Origin of the sequence: Saccharothrix sp. NPDC042600 (assembly GCF_040647305.1) — a bacterium.
Lineage (GTDB): Bacteria > Actinomycetota > Actinomycetes > Mycobacteriales > Pseudonocardiaceae > Actinosynnema > Actinosynnema mutabilis.
The window spans coordinates 77179-97484 of record NZ_JBEZBW010000007.1 but is presented as its reverse complement, the minus strand read 5'-3'; the positions used below and the strand labels follow the sequence as shown (position 1 = coordinate 97484).

Genomic DNA, 20306 nt, shown 5'->3' with positions numbered 1-20306 from the left:
AGGTCTCAGCCCCGATCAGGGCGCGGCGACCTGGGCCAGGAAGTAGATCGCGCCGGTGCCGGAGTGGCGCACCAGCAGCAGGTGCGGGCGGTCGACGCGGACGGTCCGGGCCGGCGGGTGCTCGACGATCGACGTGAGCCGCATCATCACCGCGGTGGCCGCCGCGCCCTCGAAACCCTGCTCGTCCACGCGCAGCACGGCTTCGTGCACGACCTCGTCCACGCACAGGCGCGGGTCCGGGCTCAGGCCGGTGAGGTCGGCGGCCGGGGTGAACACGGTCCGCACGCCGGTCGCGCGCAACGCGTCGCCGAGGGTCGTGCCGACCTTGAGGTCCAGCTTGGGCAGGAACAGCTCGATCCGCTGCCACTCCAGGGCGGCCAGGACGTCGGGCACGCCGTCGGTCGCGCCCAGGTCGGCTTCGGGCAGCAGGACGACGGCCTCGACGTCGCCGCGCGCGGGCACCGCCACCGCCTCCCAGCCGGCGGTCCGGGCGTACCGGAGGTTGGCCTCCAGCCGCATGGTCGGGACGTCGCCGGCGCCGCGGAACGGGCGCGGCACGGTGTCGTGCTCGGGGAACTCCTCGGTCCACGCGCACTTGAGGTAGAGGGCGTTCACCAGCGCCGACACCATGTCCGGTCGCACGGTGCCCGGTTCGAGCAGCTCGGGGATGAGGTCGCGGGTGGTGTCGGCGACGTCGGCGTTGATCAGCCGGCGGGCGCCCTCGGGGTCGGCGCGGAACGGCGCCGCGGCGACCTTCGCGCCCGGCCAGCCGGACAGGTCGACCAGGAAGCCCTCCTCCAGCGGCAGTTCGTCGCCGGCCCAGAGGGTGTTGGCGACGGCGAACTCCGCGTCGTCGCCGGGGGTGGAGGCCTGGAGCAGCTTGGCGTTGTCCGGTCCCAGCAGGGCGGTCAGCTCCTCCTGCGCGCGACCGCGCGCGGCGGCGGTGAGCAGGCCCAGCGCGCTGGCCACCGAGTACGGCGACCAGCACGCGTTGTGCCGCCGATCGGGCGCGATGGCGTCGTGGAGCCGGAGGGCGAACGTCAGGTGCGCTCGATCAGGCACTGGGTCTCCTTCACCGCTATGGGGTCGTCCGGGATCGGACGCTCGCCCGCGCCGCTCGTCGGTCCGAGCGGGCGGGGGTGGCGGGGTTCGCGGACGCCCGCCGACCCGTCGTCGGGATCGTCCCACCACGGGTCTTCCGGGAAGTCTCCCGCGAACACGGGGTCCCGGCTCGGTCTGCGCCACGGCCACGGTCGGCCCGGCGGTCGTGTGGACTCCTCGGCCATGCACCCGAGTGTGCCACCGGTCACACCGCCGCGGTGGGGCCTTCCGCCTTCCGCCTCAACCACACCGCGTGGCGTGCCAGGCGATGGCCTGGGCGTCGGTCAGCAGCGCCACCTGGTCGATGACCACGCGCAGCCGGGCGGCGTCGTCCGGCGCGGCCTCCCACGCCGGCAGGAAGGCCGGGTCCAGCGCGTCGGGCGCGCGGTCGAGCAGGCCCCACACCAGCCCGGCCACGAGTTCGCGTTGCCGCGCCTGCATCTCCAACCGCTGCGGGTCGCTCATCACGTACCGCACGGCGACCGCCTTGAGCAGCGCCACCTCCGCCGCGACGAGCTTCGGCACCACCAGGTCGGCGTGGTACCGCGACAACGGCCCGTCGCCGTACTCCTCACGGGTCGCGCCCACCGCCGCCGACGCGAACCGGCCGACGAGTTCGCTGGTGAGCCGTTTCAACGCGACCTGCGCCCGCAGCGAGCCGTCGTAGTCGGTGAGGTCGGCGATCACCGGCAGCGTCAGCAGTTCGGCCGCCGTGGCCTCCAACGCCGACACCGGCTCGTCGCAGAAGTGCTTGGCGGCCAACTCCGCGATCGCGGCCCGCTCCTCCGGATCCCCCAGCGAGGACAGGGAGATCCGGTGCGCCAGGACGCCGTCCTCCACGTCGTGCACGGAGTACGCGACGTCGTCGGCCCAGTCCATCACCTGCGCCTCCAGGCACCGCCGCCCGTCCGGCGCGCCCTCGCGGACCCACCGGAACACCGGGAGGTCGTCCTCGTAGACGCCGAACTTGACCTGTCCGGCGCGGCGCGGCCACGGGTACTTGGTGGCGGCGTCGAGGCAGGCGCGGGTGAGGTTGAGCCCCTTGGCGGTCTTGGGTTCCAGCCGGGTCAGGATGCGCAGGGTCTGGGCGTTGCCCTCGAACCCGCCGCAGGGACCGGCGAGTTCGTCGAGCGCGCGTTCCCCGTTGTGCCCGAACGGCGGGTGGCCGATGTCGTGCGCGAGGCCGGCGGTGTCGACGAGATCCGGATCACACCCCAGTTCCTCGCCGATGCCGCGGCCGATCTGGGCGACTTCCAGCGAGTGCGTGAGCCGCGTCCGGGGCACGCCGGTGACCTCGGCCCCCTCACCGGGTCCGACGACCTGCGTCTTGCCCGCGAGCCGGCGCAGCGCGGCCGAGTGCAGCACCCGGGCCCGGTCCCGCGAGAACGGCGTGCGCCGCTCGGCCCGGGAGCCGGGGACGGCGGCCTGCTTCGGACCCTCGGGCAGCAGACGGGCGAAGTCGTGTCCGGTGTAACCGCCGCTCATTCGTCCAGGGTAAGCGGCGACGACCTACAGCGTGATCCCGTCGAACACGTCCACCGGGGCCTTCATCAGGTGGTAGTACAGCAGCGCCCCGGTCTCGCGGCGGATGTAGAACAACTGCGTCTCCCGCGTCTGCACGTTCGGCCCGCTGCGCGTCGGCGACGTCCACGCGTCCAGGCCCTCGTCCTCGGCCATCGTGCGGGCGCGCAGCGAGTGCCACGGGTCGGACACGATCACGGCCGTCTTGAGCGACTTCGCCCGCGCCTGGACGCCCAGCGCCCGGATGCTGCCCAGGGTGTCCGTGCCCTCGCCGACCTCCAGGATGCGGTCGCCGGGCACGCCCTTGGCCTCCAGCCACAGCCGCCCGGCCTGGCCCTCGGTGTAGTTGTCGCCGGGCTGCCGGCCACCGGTCGTGGCGATGAACTTCACGACCCCCTGTTGGAACAGGCGGCGCGCGTGCTCCAGACGGGCCTCCAGCACTTCCGACGGGACCCCGTTGTACTGGGCGGCGCCGAGCACCACGGCCATGTCGGCGTGCGTGCGGTCGTCCTCGCGGGCCACCTGCCACACGCGGAACGCGGTACCGCCCACGACGAGGAACCCGACCACCAAGGCGCCGATGACGGTGCGCTGGACCAAGCGGCGGAGTCGGGCCAGGAAGGTCACGCGGACGATGATTCCACACCCGAACGTGTGCCTGCGAGGATCGCGGGATGCCCGCAGAGCAACCCACCATCCTCGCCACCTCCGGCGGCTACCGGGCCGGCCTGCGCACCAACATCGAGTTCGGTGCCCTGGTCCGCGAAGCCGTCGAACTGTCCGGGGCCACCAAGCCGAAGCTGTGCCACGTCGGCACCGCCTACGGCGACCAGCGCTGGTTCAACGCGGACGTCACCGAAGCCGGCCGGGTCGCCGGGTGGGAGGTCAGCCACCTGAACCTGTTCACCATGCCGCCGACCGACGACCTCGCCGGGTTCCTGCTGGAGCACGACGTCGTCTGGGTCGGCGGCGGCTCGGTCGCGAACCTGCTCGCCGTGTGGGCGGTCCACGGCCTCGGCGACGCCATGCGGCGCGCGTGGGAGGCGGGTGTGGTGCTCGGCGGCGTGTCCGCCGGGTCGATCTGCTGGCACGCGGGCGGCGCGACCGACTCGTTCGGGCCGGAGCTGCGGATCGTCACCAACGGGCTCGGGCTGCTGCCCTACGGCAACGGCGTGCACTACGACACCGAGGCGTTGCGGCGGCCGACGATCCACGCCGCCGTCGCCGCGGGCGAGCTGCCGCTGACGTACTGCACCGACGACGGCGCGGGCCTGCTGTACCGGGGCACCGAGCTGGTCGAGGCGTTGTCGGAGCGGCGGTCCGGCGGGGCGTACGTGGTGCGCCGGGACGACTCTTCAGCAACCGCACAGGAGGATCCGCTCGACATCCGCCGGTTGTGAAAACAACCCTGGGGAGTGTGGTGGGACGGTGGCGGCCGGCGGTCGCGGTGGGCGTGTTGTCGCTGGTTTGCGCGTGCACCGCCGCCGACCCCGTCCCCGCCGCGGTGGACGCGCCCGCGCCCCGCACGCCCGAGTCCGCCGCCGCACCGCCCACCGAGCCCGCCGCCGCCCCGGACCTCGCGGACGCGGTGACGCGGGCGGTGGCCGACACGGGGGCCGTCGACCTGGGACTGGCCGTGCTCGACCTGGCGACGGGCGTGCAGACCGGGTCCCGGGCCGACGTGCCGTTCCCGACGGCGTCGCTGAGCAAGCTGGTCGTCGCGGTGGACGTGCTGGGCGGCGACGTGACCGAGGAGGACCGCGACCTGCTGCGTCGGGCGTTGAGCGCGAGCGACGACGACGCCATGAACGCCCTGTGGACGCTGCGCGACGGGATGGGCGCGGTGGAGCGGGTGGCCGCGGCGGCCGGGTTGACCGCGACGCACGTGCCGGTGGACGCCGCGCAGTGGGGTGACGTGGAGACGTCGGCGGCGGACGTGGTGCGGCTGTACCGGTACGCCCTGACCGCGTTGCCGGAGCCGGAGCGGGACTTCTTCGTGGCGGCGCTGTCCAGCGCCCCGCGGACCGCGGCGGACGGGTTCGAGCAGGACTTCGGGCTGCTCGCGCCGGGCCTCGGGGCGTACGCGAAGCAGGGGTGGATGTGGTACCAGCCGGCCGAGCTGTACCTGCACAGCGCGGGCGTGGTGGCGGGGCGGTACGCGGTGGCGCTGCTCTCGGTGCAGAGCGGGGTGGACGAGGGCACGGCGCGCGACCACGTGACGGCCGTGGCGAAGTCCCTGGCGGCGGCCCTCGTGCCGCACGGGTGACGGCCTCCGGCCCCCGAGTCGATCGTCTCACGGGGCACCGACAAACCGGGGCGGGCGAGTTCCGGGCGGGCGACACTCGGGGCCGGCGAGTTCCGGGGCGGGCGAGACCCAGCGCCGGCGAGTCCTGAGGCGGGCGAGTCCCGGCGCGGGCAAGGCCCCGCGGCCGGCAAGCACCGCAGCCGGCAAGCCCTGCAGCCGGCAAGCCCGCGGCCCGCAAGCACCGCGGCCCGCAAGCCCGCGGCCGGCAAGCACCGCGGCCGGAGAGCCCCAGCGCCGGCGAGCCCGCGGCGGGCGGGTTTCGATCGCCGGTGAGTCCCGGGGCGGCGGGCCCGGGACTCGTGTCTCCTCGGCGTTACAGCCTGATCAGGTCCACCGTGCGGCCGGCGGTGCGGTGGTTGTCGGCCCACTGCTCGATGGCCTGGCGGCAGGCCTGGTCGAGGTGGCGCAGGCCGCTGAGGTCCACGCGCACGTGCTTGGCCGGCGGCAGGGCCTCCAGGGTGTCCAGCAGGCGGGGCAGGCGCAGGAACGTCGCGTTGCCGCGCAGTTCCACGTGCTCGTGGTCCTGCCCGTCCGGGGTGACGGTGACGGTCAGGCGGGACACGTCCCACGCCGTCTTCACCACGGCCGCCAGCAGGCCGGCCAGGGTGCCGGTCAGCAGGTCGGTCACCACGATCAGGCCCGCGGTCAGGACGAGGACGGCGGCCTCGGCGCGGTCGGTGCGGGCCAGGGCCAGCACCCGCCGTGGTTCGAGCAGCTTCCAGCCCGCCTGCACCAGGATCGCCGCGAGCACCGCCACCGGCACGAACGACAGCACGCCCGGCAACGCCACCACGAACAGCAGCAGCCACACGCCGTGCAGCACGCGGGACGCCTTGGTCCGCGCGCCCGCCCGGACGTTGGCCGAGCTGCGCACGATCACGGCCGTCATGGGCAGCGCGCCCAGCAGGCCGCACACCGTGTTGCCCACGCCCTGCGCGACGAGTTCGCGGTTGTAGTGCGTCCGCGGCCCGTTGTGCATGCGGTCGATCGCCGCCGCGCTGAACAGGCTCTCCGCCGACGCGACGAGCGCGAAGGTCACCATCGCGCCGAGCACGCCCGCGTCGAACAGCGAGAAGTCCACCGCCCGGACCACGTCGGACAGCGAGCCGACCCGGATGCGCGGCACCGGCAGCAGCAGGCCGATCGCGCTGGCCACGACCACGGCCACCAGCACGCCGGGCACCTTGCGGAACCGGGTCCGCTGCCACAACGCGGCCACCACCAGCGTCAGCACGCCCAGGGCCACGGCGTACGGACTGGCGGCCACCACCAAGCCCGGCAACCCGGCGAACTTCTCGGCCGTGCTCACCGGCACCGCCGCGCCCGCGAACGGGTAGAGCTGGCCGAGCACCAGGACCAGGCCGATGCCCGCGAGCATGCCCTGCACCACGGCGGGCGAGATGGCGCGGAACCAGCGCCCGAGCCGCAGCAGGCCCATGACGACCTGCAACAGCCCCGCGCCCAGGACGATCAGGCCCAGCGCGGCGATGCCGTGCGCGGCCACCGTGTCGGCGACCAGCACGGTCAGGCCCGCGGCCGGGCCGCTGACCTGCAACGAGCTGCCGGGCAGCAGGCCGACGACGATGCCGCCGACCACGCCGGTGACGATGCCCAGCTCGGCCGGGACGCCGGAGGCCACGGCGACGCCGACGCACAGCGGCAGCGCCACGAGGAAGACGACCAGCGAAGCGCCGACGTCGGGCCAGTAGGAGGACGTGCGCCGGTTCGTGTGCATGATCATCACGTCACGTGCTCCTGGAGCGGCAGGAGGCCGTCGGCGCCGCACGCCGAGACCTCGCCCGTCTCGATGTCGTAGAACCAGCCGTGCGTGCGCAGGTCGCCGGCGACGACCCGGTCCCGCACGAACGGGTAGTCCTCCAGGTTGCGCAGTTGGGCCAGCACGTGGCGGCGGCCCTCCTCGCGCAGGCCCGGCGTGGGCCGTTCCGTGCGGAACGGGGCGTGCGCGGCGAGCCAGCGCACCATGCTGGGCAGGTGGGTCAGGGCCTGCCGGTCGCCGTGCAGCGCGTCGACCGCGCCGCAGTGCGAGTGGCCGCACACGACGATTTCGGAAACGCCGAGTTGCACCACGGCGAATTCGACGGTGGCCATCTCCGCGGACGCGGCGCGCGGGTCGAAGGCGGGGATGACGTTGCCCGCCGTGCGCAGCTCGAACAGGCTGCCCGGTTCGGCCCCGGTGATGGCGGACGGGACGATGCGCGAATCCGCGCAGGTGATGAACAAAGCGGTCGGTGATTGGCCGGCCGCGAGCCTGCGCCCCGTTTCCGGGGACCGCCGCCGCGCATGCGTCCGGGCGTGCTGAACTAGGTGACGGAATTCCACGGGAATCCTCACAGGTCAGTAGTGGCTTGGGATGCGGTTGTGTGAGCGCTGGGAAGCGGTGGGATCAGTTCCGGAACACCTGGAGGACCGGCGGTGTCAGCCGGGTGTGCAGGTGGTCGGGCGCGTCGGCGCGCGGCGCCGGACGGGCGGCGTGGCCGGGCGTGCGACCGGTGGGCACGCGGTCCGGCGGGTTCGGGCGCTGCGCGGCGCCGTGCCGGTGGCCGGAGGACGCGCAGGTGCGGGGCTCGGGAGCCGACCGGCACTCGCGGTTGGGGTCCTCCTCGGACGGGGCGGGCAGGGCCGTGACGGGTTGGAGCCCGGCCACGACGTGGTGGACCGGGCCGGTCGGCGACGGGGTGAAGACGGCGAGGAGCGCCAGCAGTGCGGCGAAGACCGCGACACGCTTCATGACACCCCCCGATGAGTCGCTGCCTCCAGTTTCACAGCGCGGGGTGACATGCGCGTTAATGGCGGTGGGGCTTCGTCAGCTAGAGCAGGACATTCACTCTTATGACCGTGACGCAGGTCATTCGCAAATATGAAAACTACTCAGCGTGACGACCACTAGAGCTGTACGGCGGCGATGGTGAACGCGACGGCGGCACCCAGGCAGGTGATCGCGCGGACGTGGTTCGCCGGCACCCATTCCCGGAGGTATCGCGCCCAATACTCCGTCGTGCCGTGTTGTTCGAGCGCGTTGTTGCGCGGCACGTGGTAAGCGGCGGTGAGCACGATGCCGCCGAGCACGTAGAGGGCCGCGCCCACCCAGCCGGCCACCGTGCCGCCGAACGCCGCCGCGACCGAGACCGCCGCCGTGCCGAGGAACGCGGTGAGGAACACGGGGTTGAGGACGGCGACGTTGATCGCCCGCATCGCCGCGAGCCCCTCGGCCGGGGCGGCGCGGCGCAGACCGGGCATGACCATCGCCGAGAACGCGAAGAACACGCCTGCCATGAGCCCGCAGCCCACGGCCGCGATGATCGTCAAGGTGAACATGAACGACAGTCAAGTGGACGTGGGTGAGACTTTCCATCGCTTATCGGCTCGGATCCATGTCCGTCCGTCTACGCTGGGCGGGTGGACGCACTAGCCGGACTCCTGGACGGCCCTCGCGCGCGCGGGGCGTTCATCCTGCGCACCGTGCTGGACCCGCCGTGGTGCCTGCGCATCGAGGACCGCGCGCCGCTGTCCGTGGTCGCCTTCGTGCGCGGCTCGGGGTACGTGCTGCCCGACGGCGGCGAGCCGGTGCCGTTCCGCGAGGGCGACGTGGCGGTGATGCGCGGACCGGACCCGTACACGCTGGCCGGTGACCCGGGCACGCCGCCGCAGGCGGTGATCCACCCGGGCGAGATCAGCACCACGCCCGACGGCGCGCGGCTGTGCGAGCAGTGGAACCTGGGCGTGCGGACGTGGGGCGGCAACCCGGACGGGTCGGTCGTGCTGCTGTCGGGCACCTACCAGCTGGACGGCGAGGTCAGCCGTCGCCTGCTGTCCATCCTGCCGCCGCTGCTCGTGGTGCCGCCGACGGACCTGCCGCTGGTGCCGCTGCTGTGCGCGGAGGTGGCCCGCGACGAGCCGGGCCAGGAAGCCGTCCTGGACCGCCTGCTGGACCTGCTCCTGATCTCGGTGCTGCGCGCCTGGCTGTGCCGCCCGGAGGCCGACACACCCGGTTGGTACCGCGCCCACTCCGACCCGGTGGTGGGCCGTGCGCTGCGCTTGCTGCACGCCGACCCGGCGCGGCAGTGGACCGTGGAGTCGTTGGCGCGGGCGGCCGGGGTGTCGCGGGCGGCGTTGGCGCGGCGGTTCACGGAACTGGTCGGCGAGCCGCCGATGTCCTATCTGACCGACTGGCGGCTCACCTTGGCGGCCGACCTGTTGCGCGAACCGTCGGCAACCGTGGCGTCGGTGGCACGACAGGTCGGCTACAGCACCGCTTTCGCGCTGAGTACGGCGTTCAAACGGGTGCGCGGCATCAGCCCATCCGAATACCGCGCCACCGCCTAGCTCGGTTCGGCGGCGGCTCGAACCCCGGCCTGCCCGAAGACGCCGGCCTACGCCGCCGCGGACGCCGCCCGCCCGATGGTCTTCCACCTGTGGAACGAGTGGGGCCCGGACGGCGAACCGCGCCTGCCGGAACCCGCCCTGCTCGCGGCACGTCACGGCGGCGGCACGGTCGCCGACCGGTTCGTCTGGACGCCGCTGGGCGCGACCCGGCGCGCCCAGCGGTAGCGGCCGGTCAGCAGCCGATCAGGCGGGCCGCCAGGTAGGACTCCAACTGGTCCATCGACACCCGTTCCTGCGACATCGTGTCCCGTTCCCGCACGGTCACCGCGTGGTCGGTCAGGGTGTCGAAGTCGACCGTCACGCAGAACGGCGTCCCGATCTCGTCCTGCCGCCGGTAACGCCGCCCGATCGCGCCGGCGTCGTCGAACTCCACGTTCCAGTGCCTGCGCAGCGCCTGCGCCAGGTCCTTCGCCTTCGGGGACAGCTCGGCGTTGCGCGACAGCGGCAGCACCGCCGCCTTCACCGGGGCCAGGCGGCGGTCCAGGCGCAGGACCACCCGCTTGTCCACGCCGCCCTTGGCGTTGGGGGCCTCGTCCTCGGTGTAGGCCTCCAGCAGGAACGCCATCATCGGCCGGCCCACACCCGCCGCCGGCTCGATCACGAACGGCCGGTAGCGGGAGTTGGTCGCCTGGTCGAAGTAGGACAGGTCCACGCCCGAGTGGTTCGAGTGGGTGGACAGGTCGTAGTCGGTGCGGTTCGCGATGCCTTCCAGCTCGCCCCACTCCTGGCCGCCGAACCGGAAGCGGTACTCGATGTCCACCGTGCGCTTCGAGTAGTGCGACAGCTTCTCCGCCGGGTGCTCGTAGTGCCGCAGGTTCTCCTTGGAGATGCCCAGGTCGGTGTACCAGCGGGTGCGCTCGTCGATCCAGTACTGGTGCCATTCCTCGTCGGTGCCCGGCTCGACGAAGAACTCCATCTCCATCTGCTCGAACTCGCGCGTGCGGAAGATGAAGTTGCCCGGCGTGATCTCGTTGCGGAAGCTCTTGCCGATCTGGCCGATGCCGAACGGCGGCTTGCGCCGGGACGTGGTCTGCACGTTGAGGAAGTTGGTGAAGATGCCCTGCGCGGTCTCCGGGCGCAGGTAGTGCAGGCCCTCCTCGGTCTCCACCGGGCCGAGGTGGGTCTTGAGCAGGCCGTTGAACATCTTCGGCTCGGTGTACTGGCCGCGGGTGCCGCAGTTCGGGCACGGCACGTCGGAGACGTCGCCCTCGGCGACCTCCTTGCCGGTGCGCTCGGCGTACTCCTCGACCAGGGTGTCCTGGCGGAACCGCTTGTGGCACGAGTTGCACTCGATCAGCGGGTCCACGAACGCCTCGACGTGCCCGGACGCCACCCACACCTCGCGCGGCAGGATCACCGACGAGTCCAGGCCCACGACATCCTCGCGGCCCCGCACGACGGTGTTCCACCACTGCCGCTTGATGTTGTCCTTGAGCTCCACGCCCAGCGGGCCGTAGTCCCATGCCGACCTGGTGCCGCCGTAGATCTCGCCGCACGGGTACACGAACCCGCGGCGCTTGCACAGGCTGACGACGGTCTCGATGCGATCGGCTGCCACGGACACTCCATCGAAGGGGCGGGACAATCGGGGCTTGCCAGCCTAGTCCCCGGCCCGCGCGCTCCATCGGGCGACCGGGCCCCACCTGTGCCTACGCTGCGCGGGTGGCGGACGAGTTGCGCGTGATGTGGGACTTCGCCGACCTGCCGGGCACCGAGGCGCGGTTGCGCGCCCGCCTGGCGGAGCCGGTGGCCGACCCGGAGCGGGCCGAGGTGCTGACCCAGCTCGCGCGGGTCGAGGGCCTGCGCGGCGACACCGCGGCCGGACAGCAACTGCTGGCCGAGGCGGAGGCGCTGGCCCCGCCGGACTCGGCGGGCCGGGTGCGGGTGTTCCTCGAACGCGGCCGGCTGCTGCGCTCGGCGGGCGCGCCGGAGGAGGCGCTGCCGCTGTTCGTGGCGGCGTTCGTGCTGGCCTCGCACCTGGGCGAGGCGTTCCTGGCCGCCGACGCGGCGCACATGGCGGCCCTGGTGGACAACGTCGAGGAGTGGACCGCGCGGGGCGTGGAGGTCGCGTCGGCCTCCGACGACCCGCAGGCCCGCTACTGGGTGGGTCCGCTGCTGAACAACCTGGGCTGGGCGCACTACGAGGCGGGCCGGTTCGAGGAGGCGCTGGAGGCGTTCCGGGTCGCCCTGGCGGCGCGCGAGGAGACCTCCGACGAGGTGCACGAGATCGAGATCGCCCGGTACGCCGTGGCCAAGACGCTGCGCGCGCTGGGCCGCCCCGCCGAGGCCGCCGAACTGATGGGGCACGCCATCGCCGTCAGCCCGCCGGACGGCTGGTTCCACGAGGAGCTGGCCGAGGACTACGCGGCGATGGGCTGGCGCGCCGAGGCCGCCGAGCAGGCGACCAAGGCGTTGGAGCTGCTCGACGCCCACCAGCCGCCCGACCGGGTGGACCGGCTGCACGAGCTGGCTAGCGCGGCGCCGCCGGCCCCGCCGCCTCTCCCAGCCTGACCGTCCCCGCGTCCGAGGCCAGCAGGCTGGTCCTGACCTCGACGGACCCGTCCTCGGCGACGAGCAGGGGCTCGAACGCGGCCGGTTCGGCGACCGCCTCGGACAGCAACGGCACGACGTGCTCGCGCACCTCGAACGGCGACAGCGACCGCCGGTAGGCCACGACCGAGTCGAACGCGACGGTCAGCACGAACAGGTCCGGCACGTCCAGCGCCCGACCCACCTGCCCGCCCCGGCAGCCCGGCTGCGCGGTGAGCAGCTCCAGGGCCCTGGTGGCGCGCTGGGTGAACGCCGGCACGTCGGTTTCGGGGACGGTGAACCTGCACACGAGCAACACGGTGCAAGGATGCCACGGTGGCGGATTTCAAGCGGACCCTGATCCCCGGTCGCGGCCCGTTGGCGAAGGTGCCCGCGCCGGCGGTGTTCCTGCTGGTCCTGGCCCTGTTCGGGGCCGGTGTGTGGGTGCGCGGGCCGGTGGGCGCGGCGCTGCTCGGGGTGCTCGTGGTCGGCGTGGCGGCGTTGCTGGCGGTGACCTGGCGCTACCTGGAGCCCAGCGCCCGCGTGCTGCGCGTCCTGGTGCTCGCGGTGCTCGTGCTCGTCACCCTGTCGGTGCACTGACCGTAGTATTGGTGGTGAAAATCCATACCACGTGGGAGGCGCCGTGACGGTCGAAGTGCGGAGCGAGCACGTGCACTCCCCCACGCGCGGCGCGGCGCAACCGGTCCCGAACAAGCCCGCGCACACCCTGTCCGCCGCCGGTGACCTGCTGCGCGCGCTGGCCGCCCCGGTGCGCATCGCGATCGTGCTGCAACTGCGCGAGGCGGACCGGTGCGTGCACGAACTGGTCGAGGCCCTCGGCGTCGCCCAGCCGCTGATCAGCCAGCACCTGCGGGTGCTGAAGGCCGCCGGGGTGGTCCACGGGGAGCGCCACGGCCGCGAGGTCGTCTACCGGTTGGTCGACGAGCACCTGGCGCACATCGTCGTGGACGCCGTGGCCCATGTCGACGAAGGGCCGCGTGGTATCAACTCAGGAGGACTCGGGACGGAGGAACTGTGACGACGAGCGAGCGCCCCAACACGAACGTGCCGGGGTTGCGGTCCACCAAGCAGCGGACCGCGGTGTCCAAGCTGCTCGACTCGCTGGCAGAGTTCCGCTCGGCCCAGGAGCTGCACGAGGAACTGCGCAAGCGCGGCGAGGGCATCGGCCTGACCACCGTCTACCGGACGCTGCAGTCGCTGGCCGACGCCGGCGAGGTGGACGTCCTGCGCACCGACTCGGGCGAGGCCATCTACCGCCGCTGCTCGGCCCACCACCACCATCACCTGGTGTGCCGCTCGTGCGGCCGGACGGTCGAGGTGGAGGGCCCGGCGGTGGAGAAGTGGGCCGACCGGGTGGCCGCGGAGAACGGCTTCTCCGAGGTCAGCCACACGGTCGAGATCTTCGGCACCTGCGCGGACTGCTCCACCAAGCGCTAGCCCTCGTAGGTGTCCTCCGGGGGCGTGATGGGCTGGACCGCGCTGACCGTGAGGGTCGGCACGTAGGCGTTGTCCTTGGTCGCCGAACCCGCCACCACGCGACCGGTCGCCTCGATCCACTGGTCGTCCGGCAGCCCGGAGAAGTCCTGCCCGACCATCAACGCCTTCACCGGGGCGGCGTCCGCCGCACAGCACGAGATGGTCAGCCGCGCCAGGTAGACGTTGCTTCCCTTCCGCACGACGAACCCGGTCAGGCGCACGGTCCGGTCGTTGAGCGACCCCGAGTCGTCCCAGGCCGTGCGGGTGACGAACTCGCCGATGGTCAGGGGCACGACCTCGTCCGACGGCAGGGGCGCGAAGCCGTTGCTCGCCTTCGACTCCTGCGCGGCGTTGCGGTCCGAGCGGTTCACCGTGTCCGCGCCCAGCGCGGGTGGGCTGATCAGGAAGACCGCCAGCACCGGCAGGAGGAGCATCCACGGGCTGCGGGACGAGCCGTGCTCATGCCCCTCGTGGCCGTGGGACTCGTGCTCCGCCCCATCCCGGCCCCCGCGCAGGTCACGGGCGATGGACACCACCGCGAGCAGGATCATGACCGCGCCCGTGCCGATCAGCCACGGCTGCAGCGACTCCTTGACGTACCGCAGGTAGGTGCCGCTCAGAGCGAGCTTCAGGAGCGCCCCGCCCAGCAGCACCAACAGGATGTTCTGCGTTTCCCGCCTCATAGGAACACCGCTCCCGCCGCCAACGCGCTGGCGATCGCCACCACGAACGTCACCGGCGCGAACCGCGCCGCGAAACCCCGGCCGAACGTGCCCGCCTGCAACGCGATGAGCTTCACGTCCACCGCCGGCCCGACGACCAGGAAGACCAACCTCGGCAGCAGCGGCAACGCCGACATCGACACCGCGACGAACGCGTCCGCCTCGCTGCACAGCGCCAGCACCACGGCCAGCAACGCCATCACCAGCACGCCGAGCACGATCTGCGCGCCCAGCGTCTCCATCCACTCCGACGGCACCAGCACGTTGAACGCCGCCGCGAACACGCCGCCGAGCACCAGGAACCCGCCGGCCTCGACCAGGTCGTGCCGCGCGGTCTCGGCGAAGACCACCCAGCGGGACGTGCCGTCGCGGTCCGGCAACCGCCGCAGCGCGCGTTCCGCGATCCACTCGGCCTTGCCGAAGCGCACCCACAGCCACCCCATGACCACGGCCGTCAGCAGCGAGCCCAGGAACCGGGCGGGCACCATCAACGGCGCGTCGCGGAACGCCACGGCCGTCGAGACCAGCACGATCGGGTTCACCGCCGGGGCCGCGAGCAGGAACGACAGGGCGACCGCCGGGGCCACGCCCTGCTGCATCAACCGGCGCGCGACCGGCACCGACGCGCACTCGCAACCCGGCAGCGCCACGCCCGCCACACCGGCGACCGGCACGGCCAGCGCGGTCTTGCGCGGCAGCAGCCGCCGCAGGGCCGACGCGGGCACGAAAGCCGCGATCGCGCCGCTGATGAGCACGCCGAGCACGAGGAACGGCAGGGCCTGCACGCACACCGCGACGAACACCGTGGAGGCGGTGCGCAGGACCGGCGCGTCCAAAGCGGACACCAGCCAGTCCTGGAACACCAGGGCCACCACGAGCACCACGCAGAGCACCTCAAGCGAGGTGACGCGCAGCTTCGGCGGGGTGCGGCGCGGGCGCGATCCCCGGATCTCGCCAGTGATTGTCACTTTCGAGATGATGCCAGGAACACCCCGCGCCGCCGAACCCCACCTACGTCGGGTTTTCGACATCCTCCCGGAGCTCGGCGATGGTCGAGAGCACGTCCATCGCCGACCGCACCGGCAGCAGCGGCTCGACCACGGCCGACACGCCGATACCCTCGCCGACGACCTCCTCGGCCAGCGCAACGGCCTCGTCCCGCTCGTAGGGGCCGCACACGAACGACGCCCACTCCTCGCCCGCGGACGCCTCGAACGTGATCGCCCAGGGCAGACCCTCGACCTCGGAATCGTCGTCCGGCTCGTACACCATCACGCCGCCCATCAGGCACCGCCCTCCGCGCTCGCCAGCAGCTCCGCGCGCAGCTGGGACGCCGTCGACACGACCAGCATGAGCAGGGTGCTCAGCGGTTCGGGTTTGAGTCCTTCCGCGGGGAACGCGTACCGCAGGGTCACGTCCATCCCGCGCTCGGTGTGCACCACGCCGAGCGTGCCGAACAGGCCCTGACCGGCCCGTTCGGCGGCCGACACGGCCAGGTCGCGGTTCTCGGGCAGGTCCCACGCGACGACGCAGGTCAGGCTGAGCACGGTCAGGCCCTCGGCCAGCCGCATCGCCTGCACCGCGCACGGCACGTCGCCGTGCCGGAAGCTCAGCGCGCCGTCGTCGTCCACGTGCACCTCGTGGAACAGCTCCAGCGCCTCGCGGGCGCTCGTGAGCAGCTCACCGGTGACAGCGGCGTCCGCGGTGTCTTCGGAAGTCACGGGGTCTCCTCTTCGGGCTTGTCCACCGCGCCGCCGAAGCGGCGGTCGCGCCGGGCGAACGCCTCGCACGCGTTCCACATGTCCCGGCGGTCGAAATCGGGCCACAGGATGTCCTGGAACACCAGCTCCGCGTACGCCGACTGCCACAGCAGGAAGTTCGACGTGCGCTGCTCGCCCGACGGCCGGATGAACAGGTCCACGTCCGGCATCTCCGGCTGGTACAGGAACCGGTTGATGGTCCGCTCGTCCACCTTCTCCGGGTTGATCTCGCCGGCCGCCGCGAGCCGCGCGATCTCGCGGGCCGCGTCGCCGATCTCGGCCCGGCCGCCGTAGTTGATGCACATCGCGAGGTTGAGCACGTCGTTGTCCTTCGTGCGCTCCTCGGCGACCTCCAGCTCCTTGATGACGCTGCGCCACAGCCGCGGCCGGCGGCCCGCCCAGCGCACCCGGACGCCGAGCTCGTCCAGCTCGTCGGTGCGGTGGTGGATGACGTCGCGGCTGAAGCCCATGAGGAAGCGGACCTCCTCGGGGCTGCGCCGCCAGTTCTCCGTGGAGAACGCGTACAGCGACAGCCACTTCACGCCCATCTCGATGGCGCCCTTGGCGGCCTCGACCACGACGGCCTCGCCGCGCTTGTGCCCCTCGATGCGGGACAGCCCGCGCTGGTTGGCCCACCGCCCGTTGCCGTCCATGACGATCGCGATGTGCTGGGGCACGAACTCGGCCGGGATCGCGGGCGGCGTGGCGCCGGAGGGGTGCGGTTCCGGTGGCTTGGGAACGCGCTGGACGCGTTCGACCCGCCGTCGGCGGAGCATGGAGGGTCCTCTCGGGGTCTGGGTGGGGACTGCGGCAGGCTATCCGTCCGCCAGCGGGGCCTTGCGCTCGACCAACGGCAGCGAGCGCAACTGCCGCTCCAGGTGCCACTGGAGGTGCGCGGCGACCAGGCCGCTGGCCTCGCGGCGCGGCCCGTGCGGGATGCCGTCCACGACGTCCCACTCGCCGTGCAGCAGCGCGCCGAGCAAGCGGAGGGTGTCCTGGTTGGGTTGGGCGCTGCCCGGCGGGCGGCAGTTGTGGCACACCAGCCCGCCGGCGTGCACGTTGAACGCGCGGTGCGGGCCGGGGTCGCCGCAGCGGGCGCACTCGTGCACGGCCGGTGCCCAACCTGCGAACGCCATCGCCCGCATGAGGAACGCGTCCAGGATCAGCGACGGGTCGCGCTCCTTGGCCGCCAGTGCCCGGAGGGCGCCGGTGACCAGCAGGTACAGCCGCAGGACCGGTTCGCCCTCCTCGGCGGTGAGCCGGTCGGCGGTCTCCAGCACCGCGCACGCCGCCGTGTACCGCTGGTAGTCGTCCACCAGGTCCACGTGGAAGGCGTCGAGGGTCTGCACCTGGGTCACCACGTCCAGCGACCGGCCCGGGTAGAACTGCACGTCCACGTGGCCGAAGGGCTCCAGCCGCGCCCCGAACCGCGACGACGTCCGCCGCACGCCCTTGGCGACCGCGCGCACCTTGCCGTGCTTCTGGGTGAGCAGGGTGATGATCCGGTCCGCCTCGCCGAGCTTCTGCACCCGGAGGACCACGCCCGTGTCCCGGTACAGGTTGGCCATCAGAACCCGAGTCTACGGAGCTGCTTCGGGTCGCGCTGCCAGTCCTTGGCGATCTTGATGTGCAGGTCCAGGTAGACGCGGGTGCCCAGCAGCTTCTCGATGTGCCGGCGCGAGGTGATGCCGACCTGCTTCAGGCGCTCGCCCCGGTGGCCCAGGATGATCGCCTTCTGGCTGGGGCGCTCGACGAACACGTTGGCGTGGATGTCCACCAGGTCGTCCCGCCCCTCGCGGGGCAGCATCTCCTCCACCACGACGGCGATGGAGTGCGGCAGCTCGTCCCGCACGCCCTCCAGCGCGGCCTCGCGGATCAGCTCGGCGACCAGCGTCTGCTCGGGCTCGTCGGTCAGCTCGCCGTCCGGGTAGAGCGGCGGACCCTCGGGCAGCTTGCCGACCAGCAGGTCGGAGAGCGTGTCGACCTGGTAGCCGTCCTGGGCGGAGACCGGGATGAGGTCGGCGAACTCCATCACGTTCTGCAGCGCGAGGAGCTGCTCGGCGACCTGTTGCTGGCTGACCAGGTCGGTCTTGGTGACGATCCCGATGACCGGGGTCCGCTTGGCGATCTTCTGCAGTTCCGCGGCGATGAACTTGTCGCCGGGCCCCACCTTCTGGTCGGCCGGGACGCAGAACCCGACGACGTCCACCTCGGACCAGGTCTCGCGGACGAGGTCGTTCAGGCGCTGGCCGAGCAGCGTCCGGGGGCGGTGCAGGCCGGGGGTGTCGACCAGCACGAGCTGGCCGTCCTCGCGGTGCACGATGCCCCGGATGGTGTGCCTGGTCGTCTGGGGTTTGCTGGAGGTGATCGCGACCTTGGTCCCCACCAGCGCGTTGGTCAGCGTCGACTTGCCTGCGTTGGGCCGGCCGACGAAGCACGCGAACCCGGAGCGGTAACCATCCATCCCTCCATTGTCCCTGTGCCCGGGAAACCCGCCGGACCACCCCTGGGCCACTACGCCTTCGGCGGTGTGATGCGGTTGAGTTCCAGCACCTCGGGCAGCGGGCCGCCGTCGCGGAGCCACTTCTCCAGGTCGTCCATGATCGCGTCGTGCAGGACGAAGCCCAGCCACACCGGCTTCGCGCCCGCCGGCTTCACGACGATCACGTTCGAGTTCTCGCACGCGTCCAGGCAGTCGGCGGTGCGCAGGCGGACCGTGCCGCCCGACTGGGCCGCCACCGCGCGCAACCGCTCCAGCTGCGCCTCGTGGTCGTAGTCGGGGTGCTTCTTGGTGGTGCCGCAGCAGCAGCCGCGGCACACCGTGACGTAGTTGGTCACCGTCAGACTGTCTCCACCAGGGCACCGGACGCGTCCGCGCGCAGGACCGGGGCCGACGCGGTCAGGTCGCGGACGGCCGCCACCGAAGCCTCGTCCACCGCGTCCGACGCCGTCACCACGGCCGCCGCCTCCAAGCCCTCGGCGCCGCTGGACACCGCCGCCGCCACCGCCGCCTGCAACGCCGTGAGCCGCAGGGACGGCAGGGCCACCGTCGTCGCGGCGTAGGTGCGGCCGTCGGTGTCGCGGACCGCGGCCCCCTCCGAAGCACCCGTGCGGGCGCGGGCGGACCTCGCCAGGGTGATGATCTTCTGGTCCTCGGGGTCTAGCTCACTCACCTGGGGTCCCCTCGTCGTCGTCAGCGCCTGCCACCTGGCGGACCAGCACCGTCGTGATGCGCATCCGCCCGCGTTCGTCCTTGCCGCCCTCGGCCCGCATCCGCAGGCCCGCGATCTCCGCCTCCGTGCCGGGCAGCGGCACCCGGCCCAGGCGCTGCGCCAGCAGCCCGCCCACGGTCTCCACCTCGTGGTCGTCCAGCTCGGTGCCGAACAGCGCGTCCAGGTCGTCCACCGGCAGCCGCGCGCTCACCCGCACCGACCCGTCGGTCAGGTGCTCCACCGGCGGCCGGTCGTCGGTGTCGGACTCGTCGGTGATCTCGCCGACGATCTCCTCCAGGATGTCCTCGATCGTCAGCAGGCCCGCCGTGCCGCCGTACTCGTCCACCACGATCGCCAGGTGGTTGCGCGAGAGCTGCATCTCCCGCAGCAGGTCCGCGATCGGCTTCGAGTCCGGGATGAACGACGCCGGCTTCATCACGTCCGCCACGACCGTGCCGTTCGGCTGCTCGGCCAACGTCCGCCGCACCAGGTCCTTCAGGTTGACCACGCCGACGATGTCGTCCACGCTCTCGCCGATCACCGGCACCCGCGTGTACCCCGTCCGCAACGACAGCGCCAACGCCTGCCGCACCGACTTCGCCTGCTCGATCCACACGATCTCCGTGCGCGGCACCATCACCTCGCGCGCGATGGTGTCACCCAGCTCGAACACCGAGTGGATCATCTCGCGCTCGCCCTCGTCCACGACGCCGCGCTCCTGCGCCATGTCGACCAGCTCGCGCAGCTCGACCTCGGAGGAGAACGGCCCCTCGCGGAAGCCCTTGCCCGGCGTGATCGCGTTGCCGACCAGGATCAGCAGCCGCGACAACGGCCCCAGCACCCGCCCGAGCACCCGGATCGGCGCCGCCGCGATGAGGCTCACCGCGTACGGGTGCTGCCGGCCCAGGGTCCGCGGGCCGACGCCGACCAGCACGTACGACACGACCAGCATGCTTAGCCCGGCGACCAGCACGGCCACCCAGCCGGTGTCGACCAGCCGCAGGCACACGACCGTGACCAGCACGGTCGCCGACAGCTCGCAGCCCAGCCGCAGCAACAGCAGCAGGTTGACGTGCCGCGGCCGGTCGGCCAGCACCTGGATCAACTGCCGCGCGCCCGCCCGGCCCTGCCGCTGCAACGCCTCGACGCGCGCCCGCGACACCGTGCCCAGCGCCGCGTCCGCACCCGCGAACGCGCCCGCCGCCAGCACCAGCGCCACGGCCAGGACGATGAGGCTGGTGGAGTCCCCGATCAC

General features: G+C 72.6%; 28 protein-coding genes. 8 read left to right on the top strand and 20 right to left on the bottom strand.

From position 1 onward, the window contains the following. Positions 1 to 15: 15 nt before the first annotated feature. From AB0A74_RS08050 to AB0A74_RS08035, 4 genes are read right to left on the bottom strand one after another with little or no spacing between them, the layout of a single operon-like run. A complete protein-coding gene (locus tag AB0A74_RS08050) occupies positions 16 to 1062 on the bottom strand; it encodes a serpin family protein (RefSeq protein ID WP_358248132.1) in 1047 nt (348 codons plus the stop codon). Then, positions 1041 to 1286, bottom strand: coding sequence for a hypothetical protein (locus AB0A74_RS08045; protein WP_358248131.1), 246 nt, complete (start codon positions 1284 to 1286; stop codon positions 1041 to 1043). Before AB0A74_RS08045 ends, AB0A74_RS08050 begins: the two co-directional genes overlap by 22 nt. Positions 1287 to 1341: 55 nt before the next feature. Next, positions 1342 to 2586, bottom strand: a complete 1245-nt coding sequence (locus tag AB0A74_RS08040) for a deoxyguanosinetriphosphate triphosphohydrolase (protein WP_358248130.1) — start codon at positions 2584 to 2586, stop codon at positions 1342 to 1344. Between the two features lie 24 nt (positions 2587 to 2610). After that, positions 2611 to 3249 (bottom strand): YdcF family protein, encoded by a 639-nt coding sequence (locus AB0A74_RS08035; RefSeq protein ID WP_358248129.1) that lies wholly within the window; start codon positions 3247 to 3249, stop codon positions 2611 to 2613. 47 nt (positions 3250 to 3296) lie between these two features. On the opposite strand from AB0A74_RS08035, the gene AB0A74_RS08030 reads away from it, so the two are divergent. Both AB0A74_RS08030 and AB0A74_RS08025 read left to right on the top strand, forming a co-directional pair. Beyond that, entirely contained in the window at positions 3297 to 4022 is a 726-nt protein-coding gene (locus AB0A74_RS08030; protein WP_358248128.1) for a peptidase E, read from the top strand. 17 nt (positions 4023 to 4039) lie between these two features. Then, positions 4040 to 4888 carry a serine hydrolase gene (locus AB0A74_RS08025; RefSeq protein ID WP_358248127.1) on the top strand — a complete coding sequence of 283 codons (849 nt, stop codon included), beginning with the start codon at positions 4040 to 4042 and terminating at the stop codon, positions 4886 to 4888. Positions 4889 to 5240: 352 nt separating this feature from the next. Here AB0A74_RS08025 and AB0A74_RS08020 read toward each other — a convergent pair whose 3' ends face one another. The 4 genes from AB0A74_RS08020 to AB0A74_RS08005 all read right to left on the bottom strand — a co-directional run bounded on the left by AB0A74_RS08020 (position 5241) and on the right by AB0A74_RS08005 (position 8263). Further along, complete coding sequence (locus AB0A74_RS08020; RefSeq protein ID WP_358248126.1) at positions 5241 to 6668, bottom strand: SulP family inorganic anion transporter; 1428 nt, start codon at positions 6666 to 6668, stop codon at positions 5241 to 5243. Continuing rightward, the gene (locus AB0A74_RS08015; protein ID WP_358248125.1) at positions 6668 to 7168 is read right to left on the bottom strand and encodes a carbonic anhydrase; all 501 of its coding nucleotides are present in this window, start codon (positions 7166 to 7168) and stop codon (positions 6668 to 6670) included. The genes AB0A74_RS08020 and AB0A74_RS08015 overlap by 1 nt, the downstream gene beginning before the upstream one ends. A 163-nt stretch (positions 7169 to 7331) precedes the next feature. Next, positions 7332 to 7676 (bottom strand): hypothetical protein, encoded by a 345-nt coding sequence (locus tag AB0A74_RS08010; protein WP_358248124.1) that lies wholly within the window; start codon positions 7674 to 7676, stop codon positions 7332 to 7334. Between the two features lie 155 nt (positions 7677 to 7831). After that, entirely contained in the window at positions 7832 to 8263 is a 432-nt protein-coding gene (locus AB0A74_RS08005) for an anthrone oxygenase family protein (RefSeq protein ID WP_358248123.1), read from the bottom strand. Between the two features lie 81 nt (positions 8264 to 8344). Between AB0A74_RS08005 and AB0A74_RS08000 the strand changes: the two genes are divergently transcribed. Further along, entirely contained in the window at positions 8345 to 9271 is a 927-nt protein-coding gene (locus AB0A74_RS08000; RefSeq protein ID WP_358248122.1) for an AraC family transcriptional regulator, read from the top strand. A gap of 75 nt (positions 9272 to 9346) precedes the next feature. Continuing rightward, positions 9347 to 9496 (top strand): hypothetical protein, encoded by a 150-nt coding sequence (locus tag AB0A74_RS07995; RefSeq protein WP_358248121.1) that lies wholly within the window; start codon positions 9347 to 9349, stop codon positions 9494 to 9496. A gap of 7 nt (positions 9497 to 9503) precedes the next feature. Here the strand turns inward: AB0A74_RS07995 and AB0A74_RS07990 are convergent, their stop codons facing one another. Then, on the bottom strand, positions 9504 to 10889 hold the full coding sequence (locus AB0A74_RS07990) for a glycine--tRNA ligase (RefSeq protein ID WP_358248120.1): 1386 nt from the start codon (positions 10887 to 10889) through the stop codon (positions 9504 to 9506). A gap of 104 nt (positions 10890 to 10993) precedes the next feature. Between AB0A74_RS07990 and AB0A74_RS07985 the strand changes: the two genes are divergently transcribed. Next, positions 10994 to 11842: a tetratricopeptide repeat protein gene (locus tag AB0A74_RS07985; RefSeq protein ID WP_358248119.1), complete on the top strand. Its 849-nt coding sequence runs from the start codon at positions 10994 to 10996 to the stop codon at positions 11840 to 11842. Here AB0A74_RS07985 and AB0A74_RS07980 read toward each other — a convergent pair. Further along, a complete protein-coding gene (locus tag AB0A74_RS07980) occupies positions 11802 to 12179 on the bottom strand; it encodes an antibiotic biosynthesis monooxygenase (RefSeq protein ID WP_358248118.1) in 378 nt (125 codons plus the stop codon). The two genes, AB0A74_RS07985 and AB0A74_RS07980, sit on opposite strands and share 41 nt — an antisense overlap. 17 nt (positions 12180 to 12196) lie before the next feature. Between AB0A74_RS07980 and AB0A74_RS07975 the strand changes: the two genes are divergently transcribed. The 3 genes from AB0A74_RS07975 to AB0A74_RS07965 all read left to right on the top strand — a co-directional run bounded on the left by AB0A74_RS07975 (position 12197) and on the right by AB0A74_RS07965 (position 13318). Then, the gene (locus tag AB0A74_RS07975; protein WP_358248117.1) at positions 12197 to 12460 is read left to right on the top strand and encodes a hypothetical protein; all 264 of its coding nucleotides are present in this window, start codon (positions 12197 to 12199) and stop codon (positions 12458 to 12460) included. A gap of 70 nt (positions 12461 to 12530) precedes the next feature. Continuing rightward, positions 12531 to 12899 (top strand): metalloregulator ArsR/SmtB family transcription factor, encoded by a 369-nt coding sequence (locus AB0A74_RS07970; RefSeq protein WP_358248199.1) that lies wholly within the window; start codon positions 12531 to 12533, stop codon positions 12897 to 12899. Beyond that, the gene (locus AB0A74_RS07965) at positions 12896 to 13318 is read left to right on the top strand and encodes a Fur family transcriptional regulator (RefSeq protein ID WP_358248116.1); all 423 of its coding nucleotides are present in this window, start codon (positions 12896 to 12898) and stop codon (positions 13316 to 13318) included. Before AB0A74_RS07970 ends, AB0A74_RS07965 begins: the two co-directional genes overlap by 4 nt. Here AB0A74_RS07965 and AB0A74_RS07960 read toward each other — a convergent pair. From AB0A74_RS07960 to AB0A74_RS07915, 10 genes are read right to left on the bottom strand one after another with little or no spacing between them, the layout of a single operon-like run. Next, positions 13315 to 14040 carry a TIGR03943 family protein gene (locus AB0A74_RS07960; RefSeq protein WP_358248115.1) on the bottom strand — a complete coding sequence of 242 codons (726 nt, stop codon included), beginning with the start codon at positions 14038 to 14040 and terminating at the stop codon, positions 13315 to 13317. The genes AB0A74_RS07965 and AB0A74_RS07960 overlap by 4 nt on opposite strands. Continuing rightward, positions 14037 to 15047, bottom strand: coding sequence for a permease (locus tag AB0A74_RS07955; protein ID WP_358248114.1), 1011 nt, complete (start codon positions 15045 to 15047; stop codon positions 14037 to 14039). The genes AB0A74_RS07960 and AB0A74_RS07955 overlap by 4 nt, the downstream gene beginning before the upstream one ends. Positions 15048 to 15090: 43 nt before the next feature. Next, complete coding sequence (locus AB0A74_RS07950; RefSeq protein WP_358248113.1) at positions 15091 to 15363, bottom strand: hypothetical protein; 273 nt, start codon at positions 15361 to 15363, stop codon at positions 15091 to 15093. Continuing rightward, complete coding sequence (locus AB0A74_RS07945; RefSeq protein WP_358248112.1) at positions 15363 to 15800, bottom strand: YbjN domain-containing protein; 438 nt, start codon at positions 15798 to 15800, stop codon at positions 15363 to 15365. Before AB0A74_RS07945 ends, AB0A74_RS07950 begins: the two co-directional genes overlap by 1 nt. Continuing rightward, on the bottom strand, positions 15797 to 16615 hold the full coding sequence (locus AB0A74_RS07940) for an isoprenyl transferase (RefSeq protein WP_358248111.1): 819 nt from the start codon (positions 16613 to 16615) through the stop codon (positions 15797 to 15799). Before AB0A74_RS07940 ends, AB0A74_RS07945 begins: the two co-directional genes overlap by 4 nt. A gap of 39 nt (positions 16616 to 16654) precedes the next feature. Then, positions 16655 to 17407 (bottom strand): DNA repair protein RecO, encoded by a 753-nt coding sequence (recO, locus tag AB0A74_RS07935; RefSeq protein WP_343938941.1) that lies wholly within the window; start codon positions 17405 to 17407, stop codon positions 16655 to 16657. Beyond that, positions 17407 to 18303, bottom strand: a complete 897-nt coding sequence (gene era, locus AB0A74_RS07930) for a GTPase Era (RefSeq protein WP_121222161.1) — start codon at positions 18301 to 18303, stop codon at positions 17407 to 17409. Before era ends, recO begins: the two co-directional genes overlap by 1 nt. A gap of 50 nt (positions 18304 to 18353) precedes the next feature. After that, positions 18354 to 18677, bottom strand: coding sequence for a (2Fe-2S) ferredoxin domain-containing protein (locus tag AB0A74_RS07925; protein WP_358248110.1), 324 nt, complete (start codon positions 18675 to 18677; stop codon positions 18354 to 18356). A 2-nt stretch (positions 18678 to 18679) separates the two neighbouring features. Beyond that, positions 18680 to 19012 (bottom strand): cytidine deaminase, encoded by a 333-nt coding sequence (locus AB0A74_RS07920; RefSeq protein ID WP_358248109.1) that lies wholly within the window; start codon positions 19010 to 19012, stop codon positions 18680 to 18682. Then, complete coding sequence (locus AB0A74_RS07915) at positions 19005 to 20306, bottom strand: hemolysin family protein (RefSeq protein ID WP_358248108.1); 1302 nt, start codon at positions 20304 to 20306, stop codon at positions 19005 to 19007. Before AB0A74_RS07915 ends, AB0A74_RS07920 begins: the two co-directional genes overlap by 8 nt.